Annotated in this window: 23 protein-coding genes and 1 pseudogene; 18 read left to right on the top strand and 6 right to left on the bottom strand. The window is 36.1% G+C overall.

Going from position 1 to position 20,889, the window contains the following annotated elements; all coding sequences use genetic code 11:
- Positions 1–64 precede the first annotated feature (64 nt).
- From MKY70_RS17585 to MKY70_RS17570, 4 genes are all read left to right on the top strand, one after another.
- Positions 65–598, top strand: coding sequence for an NAD(P)H-dependent oxidoreductase (locus MKY70_RS17585; RefSeq protein WP_088031853.1), 534 nt, complete (start codon positions 65–67; stop codon positions 596–598).
- Between the two features lie 134 nt (positions 599–732).
- The gene (locus tag MKY70_RS17580; protein ID WP_341025388.1) at positions 733–2,235 is read left to right on the top strand and encodes a class I adenylate-forming enzyme family protein; all 1,503 of its coding nucleotides are present in this window, start codon (positions 733–735) and stop codon (positions 2,233–2,235) included.
- Positions 2,236–2,379: 144 nt separating this feature from the next.
- A complete protein-coding gene (locus MKY70_RS17575) occupies positions 2,380–2,943 on the top strand; it encodes a GNAT family N-acetyltransferase (RefSeq protein ID WP_002190220.1) in 564 nt (187 codons plus the stop codon).
- 11 nt (positions 2,944–2,954) lie between these two features.
- Positions 2,955–3,854 (top strand): PhzF family phenazine biosynthesis isomerase, encoded by a 900-nt coding sequence (locus tag MKY70_RS17570; RefSeq protein ID WP_341025386.1) that lies wholly within the window; start codon positions 2,955–2,957, stop codon positions 3,852–3,854.
- Between the two features lie 35 nt (positions 3,855–3,889).
- Here the strand turns inward: MKY70_RS17570 and MKY70_RS17565 are convergent, their stop codons facing one another.
- A complete protein-coding gene (locus MKY70_RS17565; protein WP_000801639.1) occupies positions 3,890–4,099 on the bottom strand; it encodes a hypothetical protein in 210 nt (69 codons plus the stop codon).
- A gap of 176 nt (positions 4,100–4,275) precedes the next feature.
- On the opposite strand from MKY70_RS17565, the gene MKY70_RS17560 reads away from it, so the two are divergent.
- The 5 genes and pseudogenes from MKY70_RS17560 (at position 4,276) to MKY70_RS17540 (ending at position 7,920) form a co-directional block, all read left to right on the top strand.
- Complete coding sequence (locus MKY70_RS17560) at positions 4,276–5,115, top strand: phosphotransferase (RefSeq protein WP_078176809.1); 840 nt, start codon at positions 4,276–4,278, stop codon at positions 5,113–5,115.
- 27 nt (positions 5,116–5,142) lie between these two features.
- A complete protein-coding gene (locus MKY70_RS17555; RefSeq protein ID WP_088031848.1) occupies positions 5,143–5,700 on the top strand; it encodes a DUF7010 family protein in 558 nt (185 codons plus the stop codon).
- Between the two features lie 29 nt (positions 5,701–5,729).
- On the top strand, positions 5,730–6,554 hold the full coding sequence (locus MKY70_RS17550) for an MBL fold metallo-hydrolase (protein WP_088031847.1): 825 nt from the start codon (positions 5,730–5,732) through the stop codon (positions 6,552–6,554).
- A 16-nt stretch (positions 6,555–6,570) separates the two neighbouring features.
- Positions 6,571–7,138, top strand: a pseudogene (locus tag MKY70_RS17545) (SGNH/GDSL hydrolase family protein).
- A gap of 305 nt (positions 7,139–7,443) precedes the next feature.
- Positions 7,444–7,920, top strand: a complete 477-nt coding sequence (locus tag MKY70_RS17540; RefSeq protein WP_002033314.1) for a heme-degrading domain-containing protein — start codon at positions 7,444–7,446, stop codon at positions 7,918–7,920.
- A 69-nt stretch (positions 7,921–7,989) separates the two neighbouring features.
- Here MKY70_RS17540 and MKY70_RS17535 read toward each other — a convergent pair whose 3' ends face one another.
- The gene (locus tag MKY70_RS17535) at positions 7,990–8,163 is read right to left on the bottom strand and encodes a DUF1272 domain-containing protein (RefSeq protein ID WP_001162783.1); all 174 of its coding nucleotides are present in this window, start codon (positions 8,161–8,163) and stop codon (positions 7,990–7,992) included.
- Positions 8,164–8,358: 195 nt separating this feature from the next.
- On the opposite strand from MKY70_RS17535, the gene MKY70_RS17530 reads away from it, so the two are divergent.
- Complete coding sequence (locus MKY70_RS17530; RefSeq protein WP_341025382.1) at positions 8,359–9,180, top strand: pentapeptide repeat-containing protein; 822 nt, start codon at positions 8,359–8,361, stop codon at positions 9,178–9,180.
- 108 nt (positions 9,181–9,288) lie between these two features.
- Here the strand turns inward: MKY70_RS17530 and MKY70_RS17525 are convergent, their stop codons facing one another.
- Complete coding sequence (locus MKY70_RS17525; protein WP_341025380.1) at positions 9,289–10,176, bottom strand: DMT family transporter; 888 nt, start codon at positions 10,174–10,176, stop codon at positions 9,289–9,291.
- A gap of 310 nt (positions 10,177–10,486) precedes the next feature.
- Here MKY70_RS17525 and MKY70_RS17520 point away from each other — a divergent pair, with 310 nt between their 5' ends.
- The 4 genes from MKY70_RS17520 (at position 10,487) to MKY70_RS17505 (ending at position 13,578) form a co-directional block, all read left to right on the top strand.
- Entirely contained in the window at positions 10,487–10,891 is a 405-nt protein-coding gene (locus tag MKY70_RS17520; RefSeq protein WP_012261301.1) for a MerR family transcriptional regulator, read from the top strand.
- Between the two features lie 119 nt (positions 10,892–11,010).
- Positions 11,011–12,339, top strand: a complete 1,329-nt coding sequence (locus MKY70_RS17515) for a hemolysin family protein (protein ID WP_044443291.1) — start codon at positions 11,011–11,013, stop codon at positions 12,337–12,339.
- A 53-nt stretch (positions 12,340–12,392) separates the two neighbouring features.
- Positions 12,393–12,806, top strand: a complete 414-nt coding sequence (locus tag MKY70_RS17510) for an ATP synthase subunit I (protein ID WP_002084378.1) — start codon at positions 12,393–12,395, stop codon at positions 12,804–12,806.
- Positions 12,807–13,026: 220 nt separating this feature from the next.
- Positions 13,027–13,578 carry a DUF2179 domain-containing protein gene (locus tag MKY70_RS17505; protein WP_002014015.1) on the top strand — a complete coding sequence of 184 codons (552 nt, stop codon included), beginning with the start codon at positions 13,027–13,029 and terminating at the stop codon, positions 13,576–13,578.
- Positions 13,579–13,721: 143 nt separating this feature from the next.
- Here MKY70_RS17505 and MKY70_RS17500 read toward each other — a convergent pair whose 3' ends face one another.
- Both MKY70_RS17500 and MKY70_RS17495 read right to left on the bottom strand, forming a co-directional pair.
- The gene (locus tag MKY70_RS17500; RefSeq protein ID WP_341025377.1) at positions 13,722–13,949 is read right to left on the bottom strand and encodes a DUF3923 family protein; all 228 of its coding nucleotides are present in this window, start codon (positions 13,947–13,949) and stop codon (positions 13,722–13,724) included.
- A 75-nt stretch (positions 13,950–14,024) separates the two neighbouring features.
- Positions 14,025–14,405, bottom strand: coding sequence for a hypothetical protein (locus tag MKY70_RS17495; protein ID WP_002084382.1), 381 nt, complete (start codon positions 14,403–14,405; stop codon positions 14,025–14,027).
- A gap of 368 nt (positions 14,406–14,773) precedes the next feature.
- On the opposite strand from MKY70_RS17495, the gene MKY70_RS17490 reads away from it, so the two are divergent.
- Positions 14,774–15,496, top strand: coding sequence for a tetratricopeptide repeat protein (locus MKY70_RS17490; protein WP_088031841.1), 723 nt, complete (start codon positions 14,774–14,776; stop codon positions 15,494–15,496).
- A gap of 82 nt (positions 15,497–15,578) precedes the next feature.
- Here the strand turns inward: MKY70_RS17490 and MKY70_RS17485 are convergent, their stop codons facing one another.
- Positions 15,579–16,775, bottom strand: coding sequence for an MDR family MFS transporter (locus MKY70_RS17485; protein ID WP_341025375.1), 1,197 nt, complete (start codon positions 16,773–16,775; stop codon positions 15,579–15,581).
- Positions 16,776–16,887: 112 nt separating this feature from the next.
- Between MKY70_RS17485 and MKY70_RS17480 the strand changes: the two genes are divergently transcribed.
- The 3 genes from MKY70_RS17480 (at position 16,888) to MKY70_RS17470 (ending at position 20,882) form a co-directional block, all read left to right on the top strand.
- Positions 16,888–17,430, top strand: a complete 543-nt coding sequence (locus MKY70_RS17480; RefSeq protein WP_140152340.1) for a CGNR zinc finger domain-containing protein — start codon at positions 16,888–16,890, stop codon at positions 17,428–17,430.
- Between the two features lie 41 nt (positions 17,431–17,471).
- Positions 17,472–18,227 (top strand): class I SAM-dependent methyltransferase, encoded by a 756-nt coding sequence (locus MKY70_RS17475; protein ID WP_044443301.1) that lies wholly within the window; start codon positions 17,472–17,474, stop codon positions 18,225–18,227.
- A gap of 147 nt (positions 18,228–18,374) precedes the next feature.
- On the top strand, positions 18,375–20,882 hold the full coding sequence (locus tag MKY70_RS17470) for a collagen-like protein (RefSeq protein ID WP_341074540.1): 2,508 nt from the start codon (positions 18,375–18,377) through the stop codon (positions 20,880–20,882).
- Positions 20,883–20,889 lie beyond the last annotated feature (7 nt).

The following is a 20,889-nucleotide window of genomic DNA, read 5'->3' as shown; positions in this document are numbered from 1 at the left end:
TATATGTGACTCATTCATACTAATACTAAAGCGTTTGAATTATTTATAAGGGGGAAGAAAATATATGAAAACACTTGTAATTGTAGCACATCCTGATATTGAAAAGTCTCGAATTAATAAAAGATGGGTAGAAGAACTTGAGAAATATCCAGATGAAATAACGGTGCATGAATTATATAAAGTGGCACCAAATTGGGAATTTAATATTGAAGAAGAACAAAAGCTGTTAGTAGAGCACGACCGATATATATTTCAATTTCCACTCTACTGGTATAGCTCACCACCATTATTAAAAAAATGGTTCGATGATGTATTAACATATGGATTTGCCTACGGATCAAAAGGGGATAAAGTGAAGGGGAAAGAATTTGGTTTAGCTATTTCTATGGGTGGCTTAGAAAAAGACTATAAAAATAGCGGAATTACAATGGATGAATTAACGAAACCATTCCACGCTACAAGCTTATATACAGGAATGGAATTTATACCATCATTTTATTTATATGGAGCAGAATATGAAATCAGTGATGAAGAGATTAATAAAAGTGCACCTGAGTATGTGCAATATGTTATGAATAAGAAGTATTCTAGTATATAAGGAAAAATAGCCATTTACTTGATTAGTAGATGGCTATTTTTTATTTGTTTTATATTCACTAAGTTTAATCTTTAGTAAATTAATAGTTAATCTGGTAAAATAAAAAACCTAACATATATAAAGGGGAGTTTTACTTGAGAACGATGCGACAATTATTACAAAAAAGAGCAATGCAGTCACCAAATTTGGAAGCGCTTATCGGTGGAGAGAAAAGGTATTCGTTTCAGCAGTATAATGAACGAGTAAATCAGCTTGCACATTATTTGTTACATACCGGTGTGAAAAGAGGGGATCGTATAGGAATTCTATGCAAAAATAATCATCCGTTTCCAAGCGTTATGATGGCAAGCTTAAAAATTGGAGCGGTATTTATTCCGCTTAATCATCAGCTTACTGCTTATGAATTAGAATCGATTGTAAAAGAAGCGAGATTAAAAGTATTAGTTATTGATGATGAATTTAGTGAAGTTGTATTAAAGATTAATGCAGTTAAAGAAATTCCTTATGTAATTGAGACGACAAAAGAAGGATTTGGCTCATTTGAATTAAAATTAAAGGAACAGCCAATAACAGATCCGAATGTGGAAGTTCATGAAGATGATGATGCCATTTACTTATTTACTTCAGGAACGACTGGACAGGCAAAAGCATGTGTAATTGGTCATAAAAACTTACATCATTATTTTACTGAAATTGCGGGGCAAAGAGAAATTCCAGCAGGTGAACGCTTTTTATCAGTGCACCCATTGTTTCATATGAGTGGCGTGCTTTCTATTTTAAATTGTATTTATCATGGCGTTACGATGGTCTTTTTAGCTGATTCGAATCCTACTCTTATTTGGGATAAGATTGAAGAAGAGAAAATTACTACAATGCTTGCGTTCCCAGCTGTTTATAGTTACATGCTTGATGAATTAGATAAAAAAGAGCGCAACATTTTGGCCTTTAAAGTAGCGCAAAGTGGTGGTACAAAGGTGCCAGAAACACTCATTCAAAAATATATGGAAAAAGGTATTTATATGGTGCAAGGTTATGGGAGTACAGAAGGTTGGGTAGTAACTTCTTGGCATCCAAATATGGGAAAAGAAAAAATGTCTTCTGTAGGGAAAACTTTGAAACATGTAGAGCTGAAAATTGTTCATCCAGAAACAGGTGATGAGCTAACAACAAATGAAGTTGGAGAGATCCACGTAAGAAGCCCGTACATGTTTAAAGGATATTGGAATAATGAAATGGCGACAAAGAAGGTAGTAAAAGATAATTGGTTTAACATGGGTGATGCCGGTATGATAGATGATGATGGGTTTCTACATATTATGGGAAGATATAAAGACGTTATCGTTCGCGGTGGTGACAACGTATATCCAGATCAAGTAGAAGATGTAATTCATGAAATAAATGGTGTTTTAGAAGTTGCAGTAGTTGGGATTCCAAATGACTTTTGGGGGGAGGTTCCAACAGCTTATATTGTAAAGGATATTCAAACGTCTTTAACAGAAGAAGAGATTATTCAGCATTGTAAAGAAAAACTAGCAAGCTATAAAATACCAGAAGTTGTATTTATGGACGAATTACCGAAAAACGCTTTAGGGAAAGTGTTGAAGAGGGAATTAAGGGATGTTTTTCTTGTGAAATAAAAGGTTATTAAATAATGAAGAATCCAGTTATGTAAAAAGCATAACTGGATTTTTGTTTATAAAAAACATAATGATTTACTAGATTTTGTATTTTGTGTAAGATAATAAAGAATATTCAATTAACAATTAAAGGAAGAGATATAAATGAAGCTGCCACTATTACAAGTAGAGACAGAGAGACTGATTATTCGTCCATTTCAAAAAGAGGATTATGAAAGTTGGTTAGATGGATTCAATAAGAGGTTACCATCTCAATATAAATACGATGATGGCTATCATGACATGTCGTCTTCAACGAAAGAATGGTTTACGGAATGGATAAGAGGATTTGATGAGGCGGCAAGACGGGATGAAATGTACGTTCTAGGTATTTTTCAGAAAGAAGATGGCGCCAATATTGGAAAGCTAGAACTTATAAAAATTTTACGTATGGACTATCAATGGGCGATGATGGGTTACTCTATTCATAATCAACATTGGAAAAATGGATACGGAGCAGAAAGTGTAATAGCTGCGCTGCCGTTATTTTTTAATGGCCTTCAATTTCATAGAATCGAATTACATATACATATCGATAATGAGCCATCTATTCGTCTAGCAGAAAGAGCTGGTTTTTCATTTGAATGTACGAGAGAGGCATTTTCTATGGGGAATGGTAAGTGGGCAGATTTTCTTATTTATTATAAAAATAATGAAACGAACAAATAAGGGGATGAAAAATGAAGACTATAAACGTATTTCATTACGACGCATTTACGAATAAACCAAATATGGGAAATCCAGCAGGTATTGTATTAGAGGCGTATGGATTAACGGAAGAGGACATGCAGCGTATTGCTGAAAAAGTTGGATTTAACGAAACATCTTTCGTTCTTTCTTCAGAAGTAGCAGATATAAGAATGCGCTATTTTACACCAGGGTTTGAAATGGATTTATGTGGTCATGGGACAGTTGGCAATATATATGCCTTGCGTGAAAGAGGTTTATTAGAAGAAAAAACAAACCGTACGATTGAAACGAAGGCAGGTATTTTACCAATACAAATAGGTGCAAATGAAAATGGAGAAACCTTTATTAAAATGAGGCAGGCAGCACCTCAGTTTAAAGATTTTGCAGGTTCAAAAGAAGAATTAGCTCATAGTATCGGGTTAGAAGTAACTGATTTAGATGCAAGTGTACCAATTGTATATGGAAGTACGGGGAACTGGACTGTAATTGTACCGATTAAAAATCTAGATGCATGTGAAAGAATGAAACCTAAAAATGAGGCGTTTCCATCGGTATTAAAAGAAATACCTAAGGCTTCTATCCATCCAGTTTGTCTAGAAACTTATGATGAACAGGTGCAAATGCACGGTCGTCATTTTTCATCACCTTATGCTGGAACGATTGAAGATCCTGTGACAGGAACAGCTTCAGGTGTAATGGGAGCGTATTATGCGACGTATTTGGAGAAAGATTTTGACCATGAATTGGAGTTAATCGTTGAGCAAGGACAGGAAATAAATAAAGATGGTCGTGTAACGGTTTATGTAACGAAAGATTTAGAAAATGAGAAGTTGCAAATAGATATTGCGGGAACAGCGGTGTATGTGAAAGAGTTTGAAGTTTCAATATAAAAGAATGAAGCCCAGTATATAACCTGGACTTCTTCTTACCTGTTCAACACTTCAATATACGAAGCATCCCCAGCTGTTCTAATAGTAGAGCGGAAATTATTGTTTTCTAACGTTTCAGCAACTTGTTTTAATTGCTGTGCATCATCGTGATGAATGAGTAAACTATCTGCACCACTTTCTTCTATATGAATATGCTCAACATTTCCAATCGCTTCATGTATAGCTTTTAAAAATTCAGGTTTCATATTGTCCTCCTAATATGTATGTAACGTTGTTGTTAGTATTTCCTTATTTTTGAAATATAAAAGTAAATGATTTTTTGTTATATTAAGATTTTGGAAGGGGTTTCCTATTCGTTTGTCAAATAATAGTAAAGTTGTCTTTTTAATTGAGGGAATCTTCGGAATTAAAGGGTGAGAGAATGGACATTTCAATAATTGCTGCACAACTAGTTAAGGAGAAAGTTATTTCACATGATCCAAATAGCGTAAAAGCGTTGAACGGAGGAACGACAAGTACTGTATATTTGTTGGACGAAAAATATGTAGTAAAGCTGAATGAAGCGGAAGTAATACGTGAAGAAGCTAATTTTCTCTCATTTTATGAGGAGAATAGTTTATTTTCAAAGCTTTTGTATAAGGAACCTTTACATACATATTTCGTGTATTCTTTCCTTGAAGGTAATACTTCGTGTAAACAAGGATATAAACGAAGTACGCTTCGTACACTTGTAAAAGAAGTTATCAATAAGTATAAAATGGTTCCAGGGGCAGAAGGCTGGGGATGGAAAGAAAGTCCGGTTCAATCTTGGAATGAATTTTTAACGGCAAATGTGATGGAAGCTTATGAAAATGTAAGACGTTACATAAGTGAGGAAGATTATAGAATTGTTCTTAAACTAGCAAATAGGGAAGCCGGAGTAAATCAGCCATTTTTATTACATGGTGATTGCGGATTCCATAACTTTATATTTCAAGAAAATAAGTTATATGGCGTGATAGATCCTTTACCAGTGTTAGGGGATCCTCTATATGATTTAATTTACGCGTTCTGTTCAACTCCGGAAGATTTAACAAAAGAAGTGATTGGTTATGCGATAAAACCATGTATATTTCATAAAAAAGAACGAGATTTATATGAGGAAATAGTCATAGGTTTATATTTGCGTATAGATACATGTTTGAGACACCACCCGAAAGATTTAGAAGATTACTTAGTAGCTTGGCGTTATTGGATGAACGAAATTGAGCCGGCTTTATAGTACAAATAGTTTGGGGGAGATAGTGAAATGAACATAGCAGAAGCAAAACGAGATTTAGCACAAAGAACGAAGAGGGGAATTCCTGTTATAATAGCTGGTATTTTGTTTTGGATTGTAGCGAGTGTAACGGGTATTCTTCTTTCAGAAAAACAAGTTGTGTGGGTGTATTTAATTGGTATGGGCTGTGTATTTCCTTGTGGCTTAATGATAGCTGCTATATTGAAAATTGATATGTTTGCGAAAGGAAATTCGCTAGGGACTTTAGCTGGAATAATTGGTGGGATAAATGTATTAAATATTCCGTTAGTGTTACTTGCATATTTTCAATTTCCAGAATGGTTACCTTTTGTAGTAGCAATGTTAATAGGTGTTCATTTTTTACCATATGTATGGATTTATGAAAGTAAAAGTTATGGTTTTTTATCAGTAGGAACTGTATTAGTAACGTCAGTATGTGGGATTCTTTTTGCGGAAAAAGGATTTATTGTAATTCCTATGGCGGTTACAGTTGTCTACTTTATTACTCTTATAAGCGTATCACTTGAAAATAAAAAAGCAGAAAACTATCAACAAATATCAGCTTAATAAAAAAATAAAGAGATAGGGGAATGACTATGAATAATTTCGTTTGTACAACGTGTGGCGTGCAGTATGCAGCGAGTGTGGAAGAACCGGTAAGTTGTGTTATTTGTGATGAGGAGAGACAATATGTTAATCCGAAAGGGCAGTCTTGGACGAGTTTAGAAAACTTGCAAACGAGTGATACATATAAAAATGAAATTATAGAAGAAGAAAATGGGCTTTATAGTATTACGACAAAACCAGAATTTGCGATCGGTCAAACAGCATTTGTAGTAAAAACAGAGTCATATCGTTTGTTATGGGATTGTATTACTTATTTAGATGACACGACAATTGAGAAGGTAAAAGAGTGGGGCGGATTAGATGCGATTGCACTATCCCATCCGCATTATTATTCAACGCAAGTAGAATGGGCAGAAACATTCGATGTACCAATTTATATACATGAAGACGATAAAGAGTGGGTGATGCGTCCAAGTAGTCGTATTATTTATTGGTCTGGTGAGTCTTTACAATTAGCAGATGGGATTACTGTACATCGTCTCGGAGGGCATTTTAGCGGCGGTTCTGTATTACATTGGGAAGAAGGAAATGATGGGAAAGGTATATTATTAACAGGTGATATCATTCAAGTTGTAGCGGATCAGCAGTGGGTAAGCTTCATGTATAGCTATCCAAACTTAATTCCATTACCGGCGAGAAAAGTTGAGGAAATGGCGAATCGAGTGAAACCGTTACAATTTAATCGTTTATATAATGCTTTTCACCGAGTAGTAAAAGAAAATGCAAATGAGGCAGTGGAACGTTCTGCTGAAAGATATATGAAAGCGATAGAAGGAAAGCTGTTTCATACGTAAAAGGAGTGCTAGATTAATGAAAACGTTAGTATGCTTTGGCGATAGTATTACAGCTGATGAAATATTTTTTGATGGAACACCGAGATTAACACCACGTTTGCAAGAGATGTTTCCAAATTGGAAAGTGGTTAATGCGGGTGTTCCGGGTGATAATACGCTCGATGCGCTACAAAGGATTGAAGAGGATGTATTATCGTATGAACCAGACTTTGTAACAGTTTTTATCGGTACGAATGATTCGGTGTTATTTGATCCAGTTCCATTACAGTCATACAAAGAAAATTTAGAGGGAATTGTAAGTGCGATCTCACCAGGAAAAAGTATTACTTATTAGTCCTGCACCAGTTGATGAAGAAAGACAGCATAATAGAACGAATGAAGTACTCGGCCAATATGCAGACGTGGTTGAGGAAGTGGCGAAAGAAACAGGAAGTCATTTTTTAAATTTGTATGCTGAAATGATTCAAGAACAGCATTATAAAAAATTTGTAGAAGATGATGAAAAAGACGGTTTACACTTTGGACCACAAGGTTATGAGTATTTAGCGAAGTTGATTTGTGAAAAAATAAAAGGGATTCTGTAAGAAGCAAAGCTTGGGCGCTTTGCTTTTTTTGTATTCACATAAGTAAAATATAGTATCTTTTCGCAAGGGCATTGTAGCAAGGCAAAAATGCAAACACCTTAATATATTCTAATTAATCACAGAAATAGACAATTCCTGTACTAAATGTTTAGTACCTATAGCACTTTAAAGTACATACATTTTTAATGTGTTAAATATAATTCATAATAGCACCAGTAAGAAGAAAACAAGCGTTACGGTACTATAGAATCTGGTAATTCTAAAAAATGCCAATGTGGTATAAGACAATTAGGGAGGTTAAAGATATGAGTACTTCAAATTTGAGTGAAATAAGTAAACAAATATTAATAGAGGAGGAAACACTTCAATTTTCCTCTTTTACAAATGAAGATGCCTTGCAATTAGGTTTATATATCGTTGAAACAGCAAAGCGAGAGGGGAAATTGATTGCTGTTGATATAGCCAAAAATGGTGTGCAATTATTTCATTTCAAGATGACGGGGACAACTGAGGAAAATACGAAATGGATTGAGCGTAAAAAACGGGTCGTTTCCCTGCATAATCATAGCTCGTATTATATGCAGATAGAAAGTGAAATAAGCGGAGTTCCATATCATGAAAAATACCGTTTAGATGGCTCGGAATATGCTGCGTTTGGTGGATGTTTTCCTATCCAAATAAAAAATGTAGGGGTTATTGGAATGATAACAGTCTCAGGATTACCACCAGAAGTAGATCATGAATTGGTTATAAGAGCAGTTAAAAATCATTTGAATCAATAATAGAAGTAATTTTAATAGTTAAATAAAAAGGCAAAAATGAACATATTCCTGTTCGTTTTTGCCTTTTTATTATTTCTTTTTCGGCCTACGTACTAACTCACCGCCACAATTCGGGCAAACATTTTGTCTTTCCTCTGTACATGGTGCACAAAATGTACATTCATACACGCATATGTATGCTTCAGAATCAGGCTGAAGGGAATGGTCGCAAATTTGACAGTTTGTTTTCATTTCTAATGCCATCGTAATCCTCCTCGTTATTTGAAAGTTCTTAATTTAATTATAATTAACATTGTAGTGGATGTCCTTTTTAAATGAAAAGAAATAAAAGGATTATGTTGTTGTTTGAAATGAAATAGGTCTATTTATTTTAAAATTGATTATTTAGTGCAGTTGGAATATTATGAAATAGTCAAAGGACAACAGGGGGTATAGATTTTGACTAATCATAACGATCATTTAAAAGCAAACTGCGAAAAATGCTTTGGTTTATGTTGTGTAGCGTTACCGTTCGCAGCATCGGTAGATTTTGCGGTAAATAAAGATGGTGGTAAACCATGTTCCAATTTACAATCAGATTTTAAATGTAGTATACATAAAAATCTTAGAGGAAATGGCTATAAAGGCTGTACAGTATTTGAATGTTTCGGTGCTGGGCAAAAGATTTCTCAAGTTACGTTTAAAGGGATTGATTGGCGGAAAGATGCCGGGCATGCAAGGAAAATGTATGATGCTTTTCCAGTTATGCATCAGCTTCATGAAATGCTTTGGTATTTGAATGAGGCTATTCTTTTAAAGGCGACGCAGTCAATTCATAAAGAATTAAAGGAAGCAATTGAAGAGACAGAGCGACTTTCGAATTTAAGTCCAGATGAGTTAATGGAAATATATGTCCCGGTGCACAGAGCAGAAGTGAACATTCTCCTTTTAGAAACGAGCGAATTAGTATGGAAGGAAATGAATGCTGCGCGTAAGAAACGAATCATTCACCGCGGAGCAGACCTTATGGGAGCGAATCTTAAAAAGAAAAATTTACAGGGAGCGAATTTCAGAGGAGCATATTTAATTGCGGCTAACTTAAATGGTGCAGACCTACGAGGAGCAGATCTTATCGGGGCAGATTTGCGAGATGCAGATATTCGCGGAGCAGACTTTACAAATAGTATTTTTCTTACGCAAGTTCAAATTAATGCGGCGAAAGGGGATAAACATACGAAATTGCCGGAATTGTTATCCCGCCCTGCGCATTGGACTGCGTAAATTGCATGTAGCGGTTTGCAAAGTAATATACCAATTTGCATCGGTTTTCACGACCAAGACCCAATTATGCGAACAGGCAGAGACTAAGTCTCTGCCTGTTTTTTTATACTATTTTTGCTTTTCAAAAGTAGTAATTATAACACTGCATATAATAAGGATACCACCAATGAAAAAGTTACTACTTAACGTCTCATTTAATAGGAGCCAGCCAAGTATTGAACCGACGATAGGTTGGAAGAAGAAAAATAATGAACCGATGCTAGCATCCATTAATTCTAATCCTTTATTCCAAAGAAAAAATGCACCTGCGGTTGAGACGATTCCTAAATAGAGTACGCCTAATAATACGTACATGTTCATATGTTCAATAGGATTTGTTTGGAATTCCCATACCATGCACGGTGTAATGAAAAAGAGTGAAAAGAATATTGCGTACGTTGTAATAATTAAAGATGAAAATCGAGCGGAAGCGATTTTTACATAAATGGATAGTAAAGCCCACGTAATAGCGGCTCCAACTAAAATGATTGTACCGATAAAATAGGAGCCGATTTCAATATCCCATCCGATAACGATAATGACACCGATTGTCGCTATTATAGTTGATAAAAGTCTACGAGCAGTTAGTTTCTCTTTTAAAAGGAGCGCTGCAAATATAACCATAAATGCAGGTGTAGCTGATGTCACTAAGGAGCCTGTATGAGCATCGGATAATTTCGTTCCGATAAATTGACATGTGATCGAAATGAAATACCCGATGAATCCAATCCAAGCGAATAATAGCCAATCTTTTTTGTGTATGGTTACTTTTTTCTTTTTCTTTTTTTCAGTTGTTTTCAAAATCGCATATAAAACAACAAAAGCGATAATAAAGCGTAGCCAAACGAGTGTAAGTGGCGGAATAAAGTCGAGTACGTATTTACTAACGACGTACATACCGCCCCAAATACTTGCTGCTAGTGATAAACATATAGCTCCTAAAATGGTTTGTTTCATTTGAATGACCTCCGTCTATTTTTAGGGTTATGATTTATTCCCTAAGACGAGGCATGGTGCATTTGTTATATGGATGCCCGTCTTAGATTATAGACGGCCTACAGGTTGATCGTTTTCGAATGAAGTGTTGTAGTACATGAACGTAGCCTCCCTTCTTCTTTTAATGATATTATAACTTAATTTTCTGATTATTAAAGAGTGTTATGGAATTGTGCATAAAATGTGAAAAACAAACCGTCACGTTTGACTGTACAGTTTATGTATTGTATGATAATAGTAATATAAACAAGGGGGGAAGATCGTTGGGAAGGTGTATCGAATCGGACAGTTGGCTCTCATGGCTCACGTGTCGAAACGAACGATTGATTATTATACGAATCTAGGAATCTTAAAAGCGGAGCGATCTCAATCTAATTATCGCTATTACGACGAAACAGCATTTGAGACATTACAATTTATTGAGAAGTGCAAAGAAATGCATATGCCGCTTTGTGAGATTAAAGAGAAGATCGAGGAGAAGAAGCTGCTCGGTATCAATGAACACGTTTCGAAACAAGTGAATGAAGTGACAGACCATATTCATAGATTAGAAGCAGAGCTAACGGAGTTAAAGCCTCTTTTAGATGAATTGACTGATTCACAACGTGAAAAAATATCGAAATCTTTATCAGGTCAAACGACAGCTTTAATACAGACACTTGCTCTATTATTATAGAATAAGTGAAATCCGACCTCTTTAATTTTTGTATCGGGCTATGTTTTCTAACGAACAAATAAGAAAACATTATAGTATACAGGAGGTGGACACCTTAGTTTTTTAACTAAGGGGATTCATTGGAAATATTTAATTTAGTCATGGTTGCGATTTTAATCGCATTTACTGGATTTTTCGTAGCAGCAGAGTTTGCGATTGTTAAGATACGTTCAAGTCGCATTGATCAGCTTGTTGCGGAAGGGAAACGCGGTGCGTTAGCAGCGAAAAAGGTAACAACAAATTTAGATGAATATTTATCTGCTTGTCAATTAGGTATTACAGTTACAGCGATGGGATTAGGTTGGTTAGGTGAACCGACAATCGAAAAGTTATTACACCCGTTATTTGAGAAATGGAACGTAAATCCTTCTATCTCATCAGTATTAACTTTTGGTCTTGCTTTTATGCTAATGACATATTTACACGTTGTAGTAGGGGAATTAGCTCCGAAAACGCTGGCAATTCAAAAGGCTGAAAAAGTAACGTTGTTATTGGCAACTCCGTTAATGATGTTCTATAAAATCATGTATCCATTTATTTGGGTATTGAACGGTTCAGCTCGTGTTATAACTGGTTTATTCGGTTTGAAACCAGCTTCTGAACATGAAGTAGCTCATACAGAAGAAGAATTACGTCTTATTCTTTCAGATAGCTATGAAAGTGGCGAAATTAATCAAGCTGAATACAAGTATGTAAATAATATCTTTGAATTTGATAATCGCATCGCGAAAGAGATAATGGTACCGCGTACAGAAATCGTTGGTTTCTATCTTGAAGATTCAGTAGAAGAACACATGAAAGTAATCCAAAATGAACGATACACACGTTATCCGATTTTTGGAGAAGATAAAGATGATATTATCGGTATGGTCAACGTAAAAGATTTCTTTATTCGATATATGAACAACGATCAAGAAGATTTATCATCGATTCGCACGTATATGCGTCCGATTATTGAAGTTATGGAAACGACTCCAATTCATGATTTATTACTGCAAATGCAGAAGAAGCGAATTCCAATGGCTGTTTTATATGATGAGTACGGAGGAACAGCTGGAATTGTAACGCTTGAAGATATATTGGAGGAAATCGTCGGCGAAATTCGTGATGAATATGATGAAGATGAAGCACCACCAATTCAACATGTGAACGAGTATCATAAAATTGTTGATGGAAAAGTGCTTATCTCAGAAGTAAAAGATTTGTTTGGATTACACATTGAAGAAGACGATGTGGATACAATCGGTGGATGGATTATGATGCAAAATCATGAAATCGAAGAAGGACAATACGTTGAAGCAGAAGGCTATGAATTTAAAGTATTAGAAAAAGATGCTTATCAAATTAAACGTGTTGAAATTCAAAAAATGGATCATGAACAAGAACAAGAGAAAGCAGCAACTGTGTAAGTTGCTGCTTTTCTTCTGACACATAATAAAATGTGAAATTAGGAGCGGATATTTTGATTCAAGTAGCCTTACGTGTATATCGATTACAATTGTATACGATCTTTAGTGGTTTACTACTAATGTGGGCGGTTACTCCGTTTGGGAAACAAGTGACAGGGTTCGGTATCGGTTTAGCAGTTAGCGCATATTGTCTTTGGCTATTAGCTCGCAGAGTGGAGAAATTAGGAAGAAGTATTGTGATGAAAGAAAAGGCTCCTGGATTAGGAGTTCTAAACCGATTTGCAGCCGCAATATTAGGGGCTATCATTATGTTTGAAATTGAGCATGAAATGGAAATGTGGGCATTTGGTACTGGAATATTGGGTGGACACTTTTTAATGATTGCGAATTTAGCCTATGCAAATATGCAGCTAGTAAAAGAAGAAGAGAAGCAAAAGGAAAATGCTTCGAAAAACATAGAGCTCTGATGAAAGGGACCTAATCAGGTTCCTTTTTTGCGTTTAAAAATAAATGATATAATACGCATGATTTACTGGTACTTATCGAATTTACGCCAAACATAATACGCTTATTTTTGGGGCATTTCAATAGTATGAAAAAAAATTAAAAAAAATTAAAAAACCCATCGATTTCTAAAGCTTATGTATGTTATCATGACAAAAGAATTTGCGAAAGAGGTGGATACCAATGTTACAAGCTTTACTTATTTTTGTGCTTCAAATTATTTACGTTCCAACTTTAACAATCCGTACGATTTTGCTTGTAAAGAATCAAACAAGATCCGCTGCAGGTGTAGGATTGTTAGAAGGAGCAATTTATATTGTCAGTTTAGGTATTGTGTTTCAAGATTTATCAAATTGGATGAACATTGTTGCCTATGTCATCGGCTTTAGTGCGGGACTATTATTAGGCGGTTATATAGAAAATAAATTAGCAATTGGATATATTACGTATCAAGTTAGTTTGCTAGACCGTTGTAATGAATTAGTAAATGAATTACGCCATTTTGGATTTGGCGTTACAGTATTTGAAGGTGAAGGAATAAATTCTATACGTTATCGCTTAGATATCGTTGCAAAGCGTTCTAGAGAAAAAGAACTGTTAGAAATTATTAATGAAATTGCACCGAAAGCGTTTATGTCTTCTTATGAAATCCGTTCGTTTAAAGGTGGATATTTAACGAAGGCGATGAAAAAGAGAGCATTGTTGAAGAAGAAGAAAGATGAACATGCATCGTAAGAAAAAGGAGTAGTATGGCTTAAAAATAAGTTTATAACCATAATCCTATATGAATACGAAAATGTAAAAGAGAGGAATCTATTTTTAAAAAAATTCCTCTTTTTTTTATGATTTCTCGTATAATTCTAAAAAATTATGTATGATTATTTTTTATTGCTCTTTCTCAAATTAACAATTAGCCATATAGATTGAATAATTATCGGTAATATAAATGCAATTAATAAAACGATAAATGCCACTAATTTAAGCGCTGGTTTTTGAGTAACACCAGCACCATCAACCTCTCTCAGCCAAATGATAGCTGCCAATATCCCAAAAATGGTAATCCAAAATATGTTACCAATCCACCAAAAAATCCATCGTCTTTTCATATTAGCACCTCTTATATTTACCCTCTGTTAAAAGTATATTTTCGGTTGTTATATTTAAATGAAATAACTATAAAACTACTTTTTTTCAACTGTATATCTAACTTGTTTAAAGGTTGCCATGTCTCCATCTTCGTTATCATCTTTCGTTTGCAAAAGTTGAACTCTTGGCTTGTAGTCTGTCCTATGAGCGTGCTCGATATCTTTAATGTTAAGTTTGTAGGATTCACCATTATTTATTTTTTGTTCCAATACTTTTTTATTGGCAACATAAATAAAAGTTACTTTATTTTCATCAATACCTTCAGTCTTAATTTCTAATTCATTATCTTTTGTTGTAATCGTTGGTGTTAATAATTCAATACTGCCGCTTCCGGTTTCTAAAGAATTTTCTACTATAGTTGAACATCCGGATAAAATGATTCCGATGAATAGAAGAACAATTAATTTCTTTTTCATAACATCCCCCAATTTCAAGTGATTTTTGATTTTGGTATTGCTAGACTGCTAGTGTGGAACGTAAATGTTTAGCTAGCACTTTTTCATTGTACCATAATATGTAAATTAAAATAGGTTATATATCCAATTTAAGAGAGGTTGAAAAGTTTACTTATTGTTGAGAATCAGTATTTTACAGTAGGTATTTATTTTCTTTACAAAGCGGTGTTGATAAAATCATTACGAATTGTATATCCAAATATATGATGAAATGTAGACAGGAGAAAGAACTTAATACGAAGCGAACTTATTATTATAGAAATTACAATTTTTGCATATTAAAATAATGATAGGGAATAGATGAATTCATTCACTTCGGAGGTAGTTACTTGAACATTAACGAGAAGGCAATTGAAATGTTTGAACAAAATGAATATGTGGAAGCAATGGAACTGTTTCAACAAGCAGTACATGAATCTAGAGGTGTACAATCTCTCAATAATCTTGCTTGGATGTACTTTTATGAGGAAGAGAATGATGGTAAAGCTCTTGAATTAATAAAAGAAGCTGTTAAGTTGAATCCTTCCTCATACTTTCCTTATAACATCTTAGGGGAAATTTACATGAAACAAGAAAAGTGGGAAGAAGCGAAAGAGAAGTTGGATGCTTTTAACAGGAAATCTGATGATTTTGTAGGAGAAATTAATGTAGCAGATTTATATGTTGAGTTGAATTGCTATAAAGAAGCAATTGAATGGTTCGAAAAGGGATACAAAGAATACTGGAAAAGTCCCAATTGGATTGGTAGATTTGTTTATGCTCTATATAAAGCTAATAATTTCTCCCGTATAAATGAAGTTATACGGGAATCTATCGAAGTGAAGACAGCAGAAATAGAAGATGTTCAGAATGAAGAAGTAGAAGGGAATTGGACAGAAAACGATAAGAAAGAGTTAATTGAGGAATATATAGAAGAGAACAATTGTTATAAAAAAATGATAGAACGTATCGAATCTGGATATGTTCCAGGGTTAGAATTTGAAACTGATTATATAGGGGCTTGCTATTTATTTGGTTGTAAAAGACATAATCATCTTGAATATGAAGAATAAAAAAATTCGACTGTCACATATGATGGTCGAATTTTTTTATTATAGGCTGGTTGTCTAAAGGTCCCATCTCAATTGTAATGTGTTAAAGGTGTTTTGTATTATTACATAGGTATATATCTTCTTTAGGGAATCCTTTTTTTATATTTAAAATATGTAGTGAAATAAAACCAATAAGTCCTATTCCACCGAAAATAAGCCATGGTGTATACATTCCGCTTAAGTTGGCTGTAAAAGATGTACCGGTATAATTACCGATGATAAAACCAAATGCGAGTGATAGTTGATAAAATCCGAAGTAAGTAGCTGTATATGATTCGTTACTGTAATTTGCAATAGCAATATCAGCGTTAGGTAATACGAGTGTTTCGCCAATTGTAAATAAAATTACACAAATAAATAGCCAATATGGGTGTGGAAATAAAGGAATGAGTAAAAAAGAAAAACTCATTAATAAAACACCGTATTTAATAATCGAAAGTGTATTGTATTTATGAAATAGTTTACGAAATAATGCCATAAATATGACGCCTGTTATTGCATTTATCGTAATAACGAGTGTAGCAAGCGGATTGCTATTACTAATGTTTTTCATATGAAGTGGAAGTGCGACAGTAAGCTGAGTAAACATAATATAGAAGAAAATCATGATAAATGAAAACAGAAGAAAAGGCTTGTTTTGTAAGATAGCCTGTATTCCAAATGCAATAGACGTGTTTTCAGTAGTGACTTGGAAGTGATTTTTAAGTAAGTAAAAGATAAAAGCGAATAACAGCATAAGTGATCCTGTTAGAGAGAAAGCATAGATGGGATTGAGTAAGAGTAAGAACCCTCCTGCAATTGGTCCGATTATTGCACCGCAATTAAAACTAAGGTTTAAATATGTAAATAAATTTTTTCTCATATGAGCTGGTTGTGAGCCGAATATGGCACGAGCAGCAGGTTCATAAAATGCAGTTCCGAAGCCAATAAGTGCAGAAGAAATAGAAATTGTATAGAAATCAGAGCATATTCCTAAAGCGATAAATCCGATTCCTCTTAAAAATAATCCGGCTATCATCATAATGATATAGCCTATTTTGTCAGCAATTAATCCTGAGAATAATGGGATAACTCGTGATGTGATTGTCATAACCGTCAAAACTGTTCCTACTTGAACAGCAGAAAAATGAAGAAAGCTTAATAGATAAATAGCTAAAAATGCGTATACTGCAAAATACCCAAAAGACATAAAAAATGAAGAAATAAGCATGAAACGTATCGGTATTGAGAAACTTTTCATAGAACTCCTCCTAATGTTGTAACCGGTAAAATTTTTTAATGGTTAACTATTTTATATTATAATTATACATAAAGTCAGAAAAAAGTAAATTTTAAGAAGAAGGTGGATGGAATTGAATCAAAATGCACCAAATGAATTAGAATATATTCGGGAATTTTTAAATACATGGAAAATACCAAACGATACGAGAGAGCCAATTGACATGCTGCAAACAGAAGAGGATATAAAGCTCTTTATGAAAGAATATTTTCATGAAGAGGTTCCATTTCATACGATAGAGGAATTAAAAAGTTTTCGAGAAGATATTAGGTTAACGGTTGAAGGCGAAGGATCATTGCAAAAGTGGTTAGAGAAATACCCATTTCATGTATATGTAAAGGAAGATATGAAAGGTATTACATATGAGCCTGTGCACGAAGAGAATGTATATACAAAAGTATTAAGCGTTGTTTTAATGGCGATTCAAGAAAATTTGTGGGGAAGGTTAAAAGCATGCCCAGATTGTCGCTGGGTATTTTATGATCATTCGCGAAATGGAAGTAAAAGATGGTGCGGTATGTATGCTGGAGAAACAGGAGGAAGAGCGTGCGGTACGATTGCGAAAGTGAAAAATTACCGGGCGAAGAGAAAAGGGAGATCGGGTTATAATGTGTAATTTATATTAGGGGAAGAAAAGTGGATGGGGGAATGTAGAATATGAAAGGGACACAAATGTTAGCTTTAAATAAAAAGTGTTGGGATACAGTTGCACCTTATTTCTTTCAAGTGGATTGTTTACCGAAATATGGTCCGTATACAGCGTCTGAAGATGAGATTCATTTGTTCGATTCAATTAGAAATAAAAAGGTTCTTGATATTGGATGTGGAAGTGGGCATTCGTTGCAATATATGGCAGAACACGGGGCAGAGGAAGTATGGGGGCTTGATCTTTCAAGTGAACAAATTAAAACAGCGAGTGAAACGTTAAAGTGTTGGAATCCAAAGTTAATATGCGGAGCAATGGAAGAGGAATCGGATATTCCGAAAGGGTATTTTGATATTGTGTACTCCATTTATGCATTAGGTTGGACTTCAGATTTAGGGAAAACGTTAGAGCTGATTTATTCATATGTAAAGCCAGGAGGAAGTTTTATTTTTAGTTGGGAGCATCCAGTGTATTCAAACTTACAGTATGGTACAGAAGAAATTGTTTTAAAGTCTTCATACCATGAGGAAACTCCTATTACGTTTGAAACATTTAAAGGAGAAAATGTACAAGCGACATTATATAAGAGAAAAATAAGTACATACATAAATGAGTTAAATAGAGCGGGATTTACAATTGAGAGAATAGAAGAACCTGAACCATCTAGCTCATTTGATGAAGAACGAGCTGAGCCGTCTACGAAATATTATTCTTTATATAAAGCTAGAATGGTGCCAACGACTTTTATTATTAAGGCGAGAAAGTAAAGTGCTTTATAAAAAGAAGCCTATCATTTCAAATAAATGAAATGATAGGCTTCTTTATTTTTTTAAAAATGAGTTCAGAGGTGTACTTTTCATATAAAAATGCATTTCATATAAAAAGTGTAATTATTTTGGGGAAGGGGGATTGTTGTGCGTCATCATAGAAAGTGCAAAAAATTTGGAGTGGCACTGCCTCTTCCGCTTATAGGAGCAACGGGTCCTACTGGTAATAGTGGTCCAACGGGTCCAACTGGAGGGCATGAAGGTCCGGTCGGGCCTCCGGGAATCACTGGACCTATAGGAGCAACAGGTCCACAAGGTCCTCAAGGTATTCAAGGCATACAAGGTTCGCGAGGAACAACGGGAGCTCAAGGAATACAAGGTGCCATTGGTGATACTGGAGAGCAAGGAATTACTGGTCCGGTCGGCTTACAAGGTCCTCAAGGATTAATTGGAGAGCAAGGCCCTGTTGGCGATATTGGATTACAAGGACTAGAAGGAATACAAGGAATTACAGGCCCTGCTGGTAGTCAAGGTATACAAGGCGCCCAAGGGATACAAGGAGAAATAGGCGAGCGAGGACAAACAGGAGCACAAGGAATGCAAGGTGTGATAGGTGAAGCTGGTATTACAGGTGTAACAGGTCCGCAAGGTCCCCAAGGAGCGCAAGGAATACAAGGGGAGGACGGAACTACAGGTATACAAGGAGAAGAAGGTCCACAAGGCATACAAGGAATTACTGGAGAGCAAGGACACCAAGGTGATCAAGGGATACAAGGTGTAACTGGTCCAACTGGTTCTACTGGAATACAAGGCCCTCAAGGCATAAGCGGAATAAAGGGGATAACAGGTGTAATAGGCCCTCAAGGTCCACAAGGTATTCAAGGGATACAAGGAGTAAGCGGATCAACAGGTTTTCAAGGAGCAAAAGGAGTACGAGGGATAACAGGAGCAACAGGGAGTATTGGTACGCAAGGCCTAGAAGGACCACCGGGTGGTCCGATGGGCACTACTGGTCCAATTGGTCCATCTAGTGGAGTGACAGGTCCATCTGGTCCACCCGGTCCGCCTGGGGGTCCAACGGGTCCAACGGGTGGACCAGGTGCACGGGGTGTAACAGGGGGACCAGGTGCAGTAGGAATACAAGGGTTACAAGGAATAACTGGTCCCACTGGCCCTCAAGGTGTAAGGGGTGCACAAGGTTCTCAAGGAGTAATTGGTGTAGCTGGCGTACAAGGTGCACAAGGTTCTCAAGGTAACCAAGGAATAACAGGAGCAACCGGTGTAGAAGGTGCAATAGGCATACAAGGTCCGCAGGGAGAAATCGGTCCAACTGGTGCAGAAGGTCCTAAAGGTGTGCAAGGAATACAAGGGGTAACAGGTCCAACAGGAGCGCAAGGAATACAAGGGTTACAAGGAATAATAGGTCCCACAGGCACAACAGGAGCGGCAGGAGTCCAAGGACCACAAGGAATACGAGGGGAAACAGGAGCAGTTGGAGCACAAGGTATACAAGGCCCTCAAGGGATAAGAGGGGAAACAGGAGCAGCTGGCGTTCAAGGTCTACAAGGTTCACAAGGAATACAAGGGGAAAATGGATTGACTGGTCCACAAGGTGCTCAAGGTATGCAAGGAGTTCAAGGAATAACAGGTCAGGCAGGAGCAATTGGTTTGCAAGGGTCTCAAGGAATACAAGGTATAGTAGGCCCAACAGGAGCGCAAGGCTCTCAAGGTATGCAAGGAATACAAGGAATAACAGGTCCGGCAGGTGCACAAGGAATTAGAGGTCCCCAAGGGGATTTAGGAGAAAACGGGATAACAGGTCTACAAGGAGTGCAAGGTGCGCAAGGTATTGAGGGACCCGAGGGACCACAAGGAAATGTTGGGGTTACGGGGGAAACTGGAGAAACAGGAGCGACAGGAGAAACAGGGGCGACCGGGGCACAAGGAATACAAGGAGTTCAAGGGATTATAGGTATACAAGGAAGTACAGGAATGACAGGACCTACCGGTGCAACGGGAGTAACCGGAATACAAGGTGCTCAAGGTATTCAAGGTCTGCAAGGCCCAACTGGAGTAAGGGGAATGACAGGGGTTAGTGGTAGTCAAGGGCCAGCCGGAGCGCAAGGTAGTCAAGGGCCGATTGGAGCTGTGGGACCTACCGGAGCCACTGGTAGTATAGGGTCTATAGGTTTCTTAGGAATAGTAGGTGCAACAGGGGCGACTGGTTTACCTAGCGGGGGCGGTTATTTCTTTTCTACTTCAACGAGTGCAATTGCAGCGAATGCGTTAATACCAATTAATTCAGGAGCTACAACTTTTGGTTCTGGTGTCAGTTTAACAAATGCAACAACTGTAACGTTAAGTACGCCGGGAATATATTTAGTAAGCTATTATTTTCAAGGTGATCCAAATGGGGGGAATGAAACGATTTCTGTGAGTCTTACTTTAAATGGAACGCAAGTCGCAGGGAGTTTTATTTTTTATGTTACAGGAGGTACTTTTGTATTAGAACCAGCGATTTCTAATACGATGGTCATTAATGTTGCTTCTTCAAATGCTACTTTATCTTTGCAAAATGGTCCATTAGCTATTGGGCATGTAACGACATTATCTGGTGTGATAACAGCTAGTTTAAATGTATTAAAAATAGTTTGATACGTTA

This window comes from Bacillus sp. FSL R9-9492, from assembly GCF_038007365.1.
In the GTDB taxonomy this organism is placed as follows: Bacteria; Bacillota; Bacilli; order Bacillales; family Bacillaceae_G; genus Bacillus_A; species Bacillus_A mycoides.
Note: the sequence above shows the minus strand (reverse complement) of the source record. Positions and strands in the feature narration are given on the sequence as shown.

Bases quoted from the DNA above. Each gene is read 5' to 3' on its own strand.
- MKY70_RS17585 (WP_088031853.1), top strand. From the start codon at position 65: ATGAAAACACTTGTAATTGTAGCACATCCTGATATTGAAAAGTCTCGA.
- MKY70_RS17575 (WP_002190220.1), top strand. From the start codon at position 2,380: ATGAAGCTGCCACTATTACAAGTAGAGACAGAGAGACTGATTATTCGT.
- MKY70_RS17570 (WP_341025386.1), top strand. From the start codon at position 2,955: ATGAAGACTATAAACGTATTTCATTACGACGCATTTACGAATAAACCA.
- MKY70_RS17565 (WP_000801639.1), bottom strand. From the start codon at position 4,099: ATGAAACCTGAATTTTTAAAAGCTATACATGAAGCGATTGGAAATGTT.
- MKY70_RS17560 (WP_078176809.1), top strand. From the start codon at position 4,276: ATGGACATTTCAATAATTGCTGCACAACTAGTTAAGGAGAAAGTTATT.
- MKY70_RS17555 (WP_088031848.1), top strand. From the start codon at position 5,143: ATGAACATAGCAGAAGCAAAACGAGATTTAGCACAAAGAACGAAGAGG.
- MKY70_RS17550 (WP_088031847.1), top strand. From the start codon at position 5,730: ATGAATAATTTCGTTTGTACAACGTGTGGCGTGCAGTATGCAGCGAGT.
- MKY70_RS17540 (WP_002033314.1), top strand. From the start codon at position 7,444: ATGAGTACTTCAAATTTGAGTGAAATAAGTAAACAAATATTAATAGAG.
- MKY70_RS17535 (WP_001162783.1), bottom strand. From the start codon at position 8,163: ATGGCATTAGAAATGAAAACAAACTGTCAAATTTGCGACCATTCCCTT.
- MKY70_RS17525 (WP_341025380.1), bottom strand. From the start codon at position 10,176: ATGAAACAAACCATTTTAGGAGCTATATGTTTATCACTAGCAGCAAGT.
- MKY70_RS17505 (WP_002014015.1), top strand. From the start codon at position 13,027: ATGTTACAAGCTTTACTTATTTTTGTGCTTCAAATTATTTACGTTCCA.
- MKY70_RS17500 (WP_341025377.1), bottom strand. From the start codon at position 13,949: ATGAAAAGACGATGGATTTTTTGGTGGATTGGTAACATATTTTGGATT.
- MKY70_RS17495 (WP_002084382.1), bottom strand. From the start codon at position 14,405: ATGAAAAAGAAATTAATTGTTCTTCTATTCATCGGAATCATTTTATCC.
- MKY70_RS17485 (WP_341025375.1), bottom strand. From the start codon at position 16,775: ATGAAAAGTTTCTCAATACCGATACGTTTCATGCTTATTTCTTCATTT.
- MKY70_RS17475 (WP_044443301.1), top strand. From the start codon at position 17,472: ATGAAAGGGACACAAATGTTAGCTTTAAATAAAAAGTGTTGGGATACA.